This is a genomic window from Pseudovibrio sp. W64 (genome assembly GCF_001623145.1).
In the GTDB taxonomy this organism is placed as follows: Bacteria; Pseudomonadota; Alphaproteobacteria; order Rhizobiales; family Stappiaceae; genus Pseudovibrio.
The window spans coordinates 266,950-275,135 of record NZ_LMCI01000002.1 but is presented as its reverse complement, the minus strand read 5'-3'; the positions used below and the strand labels follow the sequence as shown (position 1 = coordinate 275,135).

General features: G+C 53.2%; 7 protein-coding genes. 5 read left to right on the top strand and 2 right to left on the bottom strand.

Annotated elements, in window-relative coordinates; all coding sequences use genetic code 11:
* Positions 1–224: 224 nt before the first annotated feature.
* Entirely contained in the window at positions 225–803 is a 579-nt protein-coding gene (locus PsW64_RS02050) for an NADPH-dependent FMN reductase (protein WP_082830986.1), read from the top strand.
* 458 nt (positions 804–1,261) lie between these two features.
* Positions 1,262–1,912: a LysE family translocator gene (locus PsW64_RS02045; RefSeq protein WP_208980514.1), complete on the top strand. Its 651-nt coding sequence runs from the start codon at positions 1,262–1,264 to the stop codon at positions 1,910–1,912.
* An 8-nt stretch (positions 1,913–1,920) separates the two neighbouring features.
* On the opposite strand, the gene PsW64_RS02040 is transcribed toward PsW64_RS02045, so the two are convergent.
* Positions 1,921–2,763 (bottom strand): alpha/beta fold hydrolase, encoded by an 843-nt coding sequence (locus tag PsW64_RS02040; RefSeq protein WP_063302526.1) that lies wholly within the window; start codon positions 2,761–2,763, stop codon positions 1,921–1,923.
* A 553-nt stretch (positions 2,764–3,316) separates the two neighbouring features.
* On the opposite strand from PsW64_RS02040, the gene PsW64_RS02035 reads away from it, so the two are divergent.
* Complete coding sequence (locus PsW64_RS02035) at positions 3,317–5,236, top strand: beta-N-acetylhexosaminidase (protein WP_063302525.1); 1,920 nt, start codon at positions 3,317–3,319, stop codon at positions 5,234–5,236.
* A gap of 47 nt (positions 5,237–5,283) precedes the next feature.
* Here the strand turns inward: PsW64_RS02035 and PsW64_RS02030 are convergent, their stop codons facing one another.
* Positions 5,284–6,051 carry a GntR family transcriptional regulator gene (locus PsW64_RS02030; RefSeq protein WP_057463808.1) on the bottom strand — a complete coding sequence of 256 codons (768 nt, stop codon included), beginning with the start codon at positions 6,049–6,051 and terminating at the stop codon, positions 5,284–5,286.
* A gap of 372 nt (positions 6,052–6,423) precedes the next feature.
* Here PsW64_RS02030 and PsW64_RS02025 point away from each other — a divergent pair, with 372 nt between their 5' ends.
* Positions 6,424–7,317: a carbohydrate ABC transporter permease gene (locus tag PsW64_RS02025; RefSeq protein ID WP_181952030.1), complete on the top strand. Its 894-nt coding sequence runs from the start codon at positions 6,424–6,426 to the stop codon at positions 7,315–7,317.
* A gap of 1 nt (position 7,318) precedes the next feature.
* The gene (locus tag PsW64_RS02020; protein ID WP_057463806.1) at positions 7,319–8,161 is read left to right on the top strand and encodes a carbohydrate ABC transporter permease; all 843 of its coding nucleotides are present in this window, start codon (positions 7,319–7,321) and stop codon (positions 8,159–8,161) included.
* Positions 8,162–8,186: the final 25 nt, after the last annotated feature.

Genomic DNA, 8,186 nt, shown 5'->3' with positions numbered 1-8,186 from the left:
GTGGAAACCGGTTTTCGGATAAAGATACGCAAAAACAAAGACTAAAGCAGCGCAAGTGTTTCAGCTTAAATACGAACTGCTTTAAGTGTTCGCTAGAATATAGAAGTGTTTACGGTCAAATTTCAAAAAGCGGTGCTGAAGTTCAGTGCCGTTTTTTTTGTACTTGCATAATAAAGAAACAAAAATGTATATAAAAACAAAAATATTGTCATATGGAGTTTCCCATGAATATCCTCCTCATCTCAGGAAGCACCAGAGAAGGCTCGTTGAACAAGAGCCTGCTGGATGCCGCTGAAGAAGAAGCGCATAACCTGAACCATCAAACGACCAGCCTGCCGCACCAGCTTGCCTCTTTTCCCCTCTACCATTCCGATCTTGAAGCAGATGCCGCCGTTCAGAACCAGCTCTCGATGCTACGGCAACAGATTGAAGCTGCTGATGTAATTCTGATCTCCTCTCCCGAATACAACGGCTTCCACACCCCGCATCTCCATAACATATTCACCTGGGCATCCAGACGCGCAGCTGGCAAATCCCACTCCGTGCTTGAGGGAAAAGTGGTTGGTTTGTTGGCCGCCGCACCGGGTCTGTTCGGGGGGATAAGAATGCTTCCGCGTCTGGCGTCGTTTGCAGCTGACCACGGTTGTTGGGTGCATCCGCGATATGTCGCTGTCGGTAATATGGCATCAAAGACCAATGACGACGGTCAGCTAACCTGTTCGGAGACAAGACAAAAACTGCGCAATCTAATCAGCCAGACCTGCGAAATGGCCGAACCAGTAAAGATCACAGAACCTGCCTGAACAGACCTGCTGCATCTCAGAAAAGCCAAACCCGGTGTCTCAAACACCGGGTTTTTTATGTCTGATTGCTTAGCAGACGGGCAATCTGATCAAACAATGGGCAGTATTATCGATTTCTTGGATCCTCCTTCAATGAGTTCCATCCGGAAATATACACATATTCATCAATGAGTTATCAGAAGATCGGTGCGTCATCGTTAGTTTGGCATGCCCCTTGCGAATGTGCCGACCAACAGAGTTTGCACAAACAGCGCGCGGAGAGGGGGCAGCTACAGAAACTCACAGTGCCACGTTTGGAGAGGCGGGCCTTAAGGCTTACGGCAAGTGAATTTCTAATCCGCGCGCGAGGGGAGATGAACCATCAGTCATCTCCCCTTAGCCTTCCGGGTTTTGGGTTGCGTTCGTATGTGCGTTGCTTTGCGTTATTTATGTGTTTCTAGCGTTGAATTGGAAAAACCATGGAGCTTCTTCGCTCTTTTGATGCCACACTCATTTTTGGTTTTATCGTCACCTTCATGGCGCTCAATTTCACACCCGGTCCCGCGGTCCTGAAAGTGGTTGGCGACAGCATCACAAACGGTATTGGTAAAACCCACGCCAGCATGGCCGGTGTGTTCGGAGCCAACCTCATGTATGCGCTCCTCGCCGCGGGAGGCATGAGCGCGCTGCTACTGTCTTTCCCAGTCCTGTTTGAGACGGTCAAATGGATTGGCGTAGCTTATCTATTGTATCTTGCATATGGCTCTTTCAAAGCCGCTTTCTCAGCCTCGCTGGGCGAAGCGAAAGAGCAGAAGCCGGCATCCACTTTGAAGCTGTTCCTCACCTCATTCGCAATGCAGGGCGCAAACCCGAAGTCCGTCCTGTCATTTGGCGCGATGCTGCCTGTGTTCGCAGGGGAAGGTGATGGCATGGCTCTGCGCATGATGGCACTGGCCGTCTTCAACATCGCGCTCGAATATCCGGCACTGCTGTTTTACGCCTATCTCGGAACTCGGGCCTCCAAATTCGCAGTCTCCGCCCGTTCTCGCGCAGCTATGGATGCCTTCGCCGGCACAGCATTGGCCGGAGCAGCCTACATGATCTCCAAAAGCACGCTGAAAACACAGTAGGCAGATTCTCACGCATTCAGGAAACCCAGTGCTTTCTCATTAAAGAGCGCTGGGTTTTCGAACATCAGGAAGTGGCTTCCACCATCGGCTTCGCGGATCACCTCAAGCGAACCATTTGGCATTGAGGAAGCGATGAACTGCTGTGAAGCCAGCGGATGCCAACTGGCCTCGCCAGTAAACACCAGAGTGCGCTGGTGAATGTTAGGCAAAAAGGCCCGCCAGTCTTGCATCATGAGGTTTTCGATAAGAGCAGCAGCATGCACGCGGGGGAGTTTCAGGTTCTCGGCGGCCAATGCGCGCAAAGCGGCATCACCAACCTTGCTGGTGAACATCCCGCTAATAATCTCAAGATGATCCTCAACACTGCGGGTCCTGCGAATAGCCACCACCATCTCATCAAGTGACTCCAAGGTGGGGTGGATAGAACCTGCCTCGGCGATCTCTTGTTGTGTCCAGGAGGGCCGCGCCATAAGGGCCGCAGGCTCGTCGATAAAAATCAGACGGCGCGCAGGGCGTTCAGTCCCGAACATATCAAGATATGCCCAGAGCATGGCGACGGAAAGCGAATGGCCAACCGCGTCGAAATCGCGAAGGTCCAACGCCTCGACCACATCAAACAGATCCTTGGCAAACCGATGGATCCGATAACCATCCGTGGGCTTTTGTGATGCGCCGTGCCCCCGGTTCTCAAGAGCATAAACCGTATGGCTCTGGCAAAAGTCGGCGAACTGTCCTTCATATACAGATGCCGTCTGGCTCCAGCCACCCAGCAAAAAGACAGGCCGTCCTTGTCCGCCTGTCAGATAGGAGAGTTCCACCCCATCTCGGGTCCGTACACTCTTGCGTTCCATCCTCTTTGGCCTTTCGCAGACAACTCAACATTCTCCTGCAAGTATAGAACCCAACACGTTACCCAGCCGCAAATGAGGCCCTAATCGAGAAGTGAGGAGCGCCACCTTGAATAACTGGTCCTAAATTTTACAGGCTGATCGCCTATCAGCTGGAAAGCTCTAACAACCACCATGCCTTGCTCCGGTATTGATGCAACAAGGCAGGCGACCGCGTTGGAAAACAGAATTGCAGTCAAAGACTTACACAACCTGAAAAGTTTGTGTTTGATTTGTCACCATGAGTGTTCGTGTAAGTTTCAGTTGTTCAAAATAAAGTAACTGCCCGCGCATTTTGAGAGTAATACCAATTCAAAATTATGGATTTATTTGTCTGCCAAGGTGTTGACAGGTCCAGCCAGGTAGAAGCTATGCTACTGCGTGTTCTTCAGGAAATGTAACCTGATTTTCCAACAAGGACAGTCGCAAATTCAAGCAGTTAGAGCATGCGCTCAGGCAACCCGTTGCCTTTGGTGTGCTCACTGCAACATCCTGAAATTGGTGAGGAGACGTGGGCATGGAAGCTGCTGCCTGTGCTGGTACTACAATCAGAATGGAAACATGGAGAACGGAGGATCGGCAGATCAGCTGCATCCTCTCTGCCAAGTGCGATGCACCCATCTCCAACTACACCTTATGCTTCAGCATGCTTGCGCCTTGTGAGGTGATTGAAGGCGCCACTGTCAAGAAAATGACTGCGGGCTACATAGAGCTTGGCTTCGACAGAGATGTACTGGGAACAGGGCAGGCCCTGGCGTTCACGCTCAAATACAAGCGAAGCATGAACCCCTCCAACCGCAGTTGGCTGCCAAAGGGCGCTTACCTGCGCATGGAGGATGGCAGCATTGCACCAGTCCAACTCGCCCCGCGCGGTATTGATCAGGCCTTCACCACCAAACTGCCTGAGCAACAGGCCGATCCCGCATCCAGTGAACTGATGCTTGTCCCAGCCCCGCAAAGCTGGCAGCCCTCCGGTGACACGCTGGACGTAAGCGCAGGTTACAAGCTGGATCGTTCTTGGGATGCAGAAGGCGAGGCCGAGAGCACGGACGCTGTGGAAGCCCTTGCAGAGCGCAACAACATCGGCCCGTTCCTCTCTGAGAATGGCGTTGCGCTTCGCTTTGCCAAAACCGAAGATCTGGCGCAGGATGCCTATGAACTCGCAATCACGCCAGAGGGCATCACACTCTCAGCGTCCGCCGCTGCCGGTGCTTTTTACGGTTCCATCACACTGCTCAACCTCAAGCTGATCTACGGTGGAACCATCCCTCGCGGCCAGATTTCCGACGCACCACGGTTTGAATGGCGCGGCCAACATCTGGATTGCGCACGCCACTACTACGAGCCAGAAACACTGCTTCGGCTTGTCGATATGCTGGCCTTGTTCAAACTCAACCGCTTCCACTGGCACTTCTGTGATGATGAAGCCTTCCGTCTGGAAGTGGAGAGTTATCCGGAACTCTGGAAGAAGTCAGGCATGCGCGGTGAAGGTCGCGTCGTTCCGGGCATTTACGGTGCAGCAGACGGACCACAAGGCGGCACCTATTCCAAAGCCTTCGCCAAACGACTGGTTGACCACGCCAAAGCATTGAACATCGAAGTCCTGCCAGAAATCGAAGTTCCCGCTCACTCCTGGGCGGTTCTTCAAATCCACCCGGAACTGCGCGATGCAGCGGATGAAAGCGGTGAAATCTCCGTCCACGGCTACCTGAACAACACCATCAATCCCGCCTTGCCAGAAGCGTGGACCTATATGGAAACGCTGGCCAAGGAAATCTCTGACATCTTCCCGTTTGCTCACTTGCACCTTGGCTGTGATGAGCGCCCGCCAGCAGCATGGACCAGGTCTCCTGCCATCGAACAGTTGAAGGCAGAGCAGGGCCTCAAAACAGCGGATGACGTGCAGGGCTGGATGATGGACAAGCTCGCCTCTTACGTCAGCACTCTCGGGGTACGCCCCGCAGCGTGGGAAGAAGCTGCCAAAGGTGTGAATGGAGGCATCAACAACGACGCCATCCTGTTCTCGTGGACACAGCAAGGACCGGGTCTGGAAGCTGCCCGTAAAGGATACTCGGTGGTGATGACCCCAGCTGCGCACGCCTATTGGGACATTGCTCCCTCCGGCAACTTCAACGAGATCGGCCTCAACTGGGCCGGCATCACCAGCCTTGCAGACAGTGTGAGCTGGGATCCGGTGCCGGAAAATGAACCGGAGCTGGAAAGCAAGATCATTGGCGCTCAGGGTTGCCTGTGGTCAGAGGTCGTCCTGCGAGACGCCAACATGGAAACCATGATGGCTCCACGCATTCTGGGTATTTCTGAAATCGGCTGGGCGACCCGCGCAAACAAACCGGATGCGGATGAGATCACACAAAAGGCTGCGTGCTACAGCAAGCTGTTCTCTGCCATCGGGTGGCGTCAGGATGTAAGGGACTAAACAATAAAAGCCCCGCTCCAAATTTTGGCAGCGGGGCTTTCGACATCTTAGACGTTGCGCAATTCTGCAACAAAATCATAGATATCACCGCGATAAACGCCTGTGGTCAACTCGATCGCCCGGCCACTCGCCAGATAAGCCGTGCGGTCAATGTATAGCGCTGCATCCCCTTCACAAACTTCCAGCAAGTCAGCTTGCTCTTCTGTCAGCTTGCAGGCGGAGATACGCTGGATAGCACGGGAAGGGCGCATACCGTTCAAAGACAATTTCTCATAGAGAGACGTCTCAATCCGCGACGGATCAGGCACGAATTCGGTTGAGAGCGAACTGGTCTCAATCGCCAGAGGAATACCATCCGCACGGCGCAGACGGGTAATCCGCGAAACCTGACCGTCAGACGCAAGCCCGAGCGCAACAATTTCCTCAGGTGAGGGCAGGTAGATCCCGCAGGACAGCGTCTCGGAGGAGGATGTCTTCCCGCGCCGCTGCATGTCCTCGGTAAAGCTGGTAAGCGCCGACAAGGACTGTTCCATGCGCTTCATCTGCGGAGCCACATAAGAACCCGAGCCACGGCGCTGAATCACCAGACCATCCACCACCAACTGCGAAATGGCCTTGCGAATCGTCACGCGGGACAACCCGGTCAGTGTCGCCAGCTCACGCTCTGCAGGCAGAGTGGTCGCTGCTGCTAACCGTCCATCTTTAATGGCAGATTCAAGGTGTCGGTAAAGCTGTAAGTAGCGTGGACCGCCACTCCTCTGCTGCCAGGATGTCGTTGAGAACAGATCGGTATGGGTATCTTCTTGTGCGCTCATTCTGCTCTTCTTTATGTGAATCCGTATTATCTATAATACCTTTTTGATACCAATGCAAAACAATACCGATGGGATACCAATGAAAGAAATGAAGCTTATCCCCTTGCGATTTTCTTGAAAAATCGGAGTTTTTTCGTCCGAAACAGAAATATTTCACAGGAGGTACTGAAATGGTAGACAAATGGATTTGTTTTGGTATTATTTTGGTGCTCGCAAAAAACACGCGGTTCGTCTCCCTGGCGATAACAAGACGCAAGCGGCGAGTGACAAGCGATCACCTTTGGGAATTGGGGAGAGCGCATGACACATGCGTCAGGGGACCTGCTGCCTCATCAGGGCGAGCGCGGCGGTTCGGCACAAAAGAAACAAGGGATGCTGCAAGGGCTCATGCGCTCACAGGCAACCTTTGCATGGCTACTGATTGCTCCGGCAGCATTGTATCTCGTATTAGTCGTGGCCTGGCCGCTGGTAGAGACAGTCCGTTTGTCTTTCACCAACGCCAACATTGGCGGCGAAGCCTACATCGGCACTGCCAACTATGAGAAGCTGCTCAGCTCTCGCAAATTCGGTCAGACAGTGTCCAGAACGTTCTATTGGATGTTCCTGTCTGTCTCATTCAAAATCATTTTCGGTCTGATCGGTGCAACGCTGCTCAACGCGGCAATTCCGGGGCGGGCGCTGTTCCGCATGCTGGTCATGCCGCCGTGGATCGTGCCTGTTGCGATTGGCTGTTTCGGCTGGTTGTGGCTCTACAACGGCCACTTCGGCATCATCTCAGGAGCTTTGCAATACGTAGGCATTCTGGATGGCCCGTTTGAGTTCCTCGCCTACAAGCAAAGCGCGTTTTACTCCGCTGTTGTGACCGATGTCTGGGTCGGCCTGCCTATGGTGACCATCTTCATGCTGGCAGCCATGCAAGGCGTGCCGCGTGATCTTTATGAAGCAGCCTATGTGGACGGGGCCTCCCGTTGGTATCGCTTCCGCCGCATCACCATTCCGCAAATCCTGCCGGTGATCATCACCATGTCGATCCTGTCGATCATCTGGACCTTCAACTCCTTTGAGATCATCTGGATCTTGACGGAAGGCGGACCACGCAGCGCAACCACAACGCTGATCATCGACACCTACAAGATGGCCATTGCAAACTTCAAGTTCGGGCAGGGGGCTGCACGTGCTGTGATCGTGGTGACACTGCTTAGCGTGTTCTCGCTGGTCTATCTGTTCGCACTTCACCAGATCAAAAAACGTTTCGAGGCAGCCTAAAATGATGGATCGTTACTCGCTGCCACATAAAGTATTTCTCTACTTCTGCGTGGTGCTATTCCTCGGCTTCATTCTGCTGCCGTTTTTTGAGATGTTCATGACCTCGCTGCGGCCACTGGAACACCTGTTCCGCTCGCCCTACCAGTTCTGGTCAGACGACTTCTCGTTCAAAGCCTACTCCCAGATGTGGGAGACTGTGCCAATGCTGCCGCGTTACATCGCAAACAGTATGCTGATCTCCATCTCGGTGACAGCTCTGGCTTTGGCCTTCGTCATTCCCGCCGCTTATGCCTATGCCCGGTTTGATTTCAAAGGCAAGTCACTCAGCCTCGGCATCTTTCTGGCGGTTAACATGTTCTCCGGTGCTGTCCTGCTTATTCCGCTGTACAAGCTCCTGAGAAACTACGGCCTGCTGAACACCTATTTCGCCATGATTGTTCCCGGTGCAGCGTTTCTGGTGCCAATGGGAATCTGGCTCTTGAAATCCTATCTGGAGAAAATCCCGCGCGAACTGGAAGAAGCAGCTTTCATGGATGGCGCCAGCCGTCTGTACACTCTGCGCCGCGTTGTTCTGCCTTTGGCGGTTCCCGGTCTCATTGTGGTGGGTGTGGCTGTGTTCCTGTCAGCCTACGCACAGCAGTTCCTGTTCGCGATCACGTTCAACAGCGTCAAGGAGTTCATGCCTCTGCCAGCGGGCATCCTCGAGTTCATTGGCTATCAGTCAGTCAAATGGAACCAGATGATGGCAGCAAGCATTGTTGGAATACTGCCCGTACTCGTAATTTTCCTATTTTTACAACGCTACTTGGTGGCCGGCCTCACAGCCGGTGCGATCAAGGAGTGATTTTTAAAAGTGTCAATGGTTACTA

Coding starts and splice junctions, on each gene's coding strand:
- PsW64_RS02050 (WP_082830986.1), top strand. CDS start 225: ATGAATATCCTCCTCATCTCAGGAAGCACCAGAGAAGGCTCGTTGAAC.
- PsW64_RS02045 (WP_208980514.1), top strand. CDS start 1,262: ATGGAGCTTCTTCGCTCTTTTGATGCCACACTCATTTTTGGTTTTATC.
- PsW64_RS02040 (WP_063302526.1), bottom strand. CDS start 2,763: ATGGAACGCAAGAGTGTACGGACCCGAGATGGGGTGGAACTCTCCTAT.
- PsW64_RS02035 (WP_063302525.1), top strand. CDS start 3,317: ATGGAAGCTGCTGCCTGTGCTGGTACTACAATCAGAATGGAAACATGG.
- PsW64_RS02030 (WP_057463808.1), bottom strand. CDS start 6,051: ATGAGCGCACAAGAAGATACCCATACCGATCTGTTCTCAACGACATCC.
- PsW64_RS02025 (WP_181952030.1), top strand. CDS start 6,424: ATGCTGCAAGGGCTCATGCGCTCACAGGCAACCTTTGCATGGCTACTG.
- PsW64_RS02020 (WP_057463806.1), top strand. CDS start 7,319: ATGATGGATCGTTACTCGCTGCCACATAAAGTATTTCTCTACTTCTGC.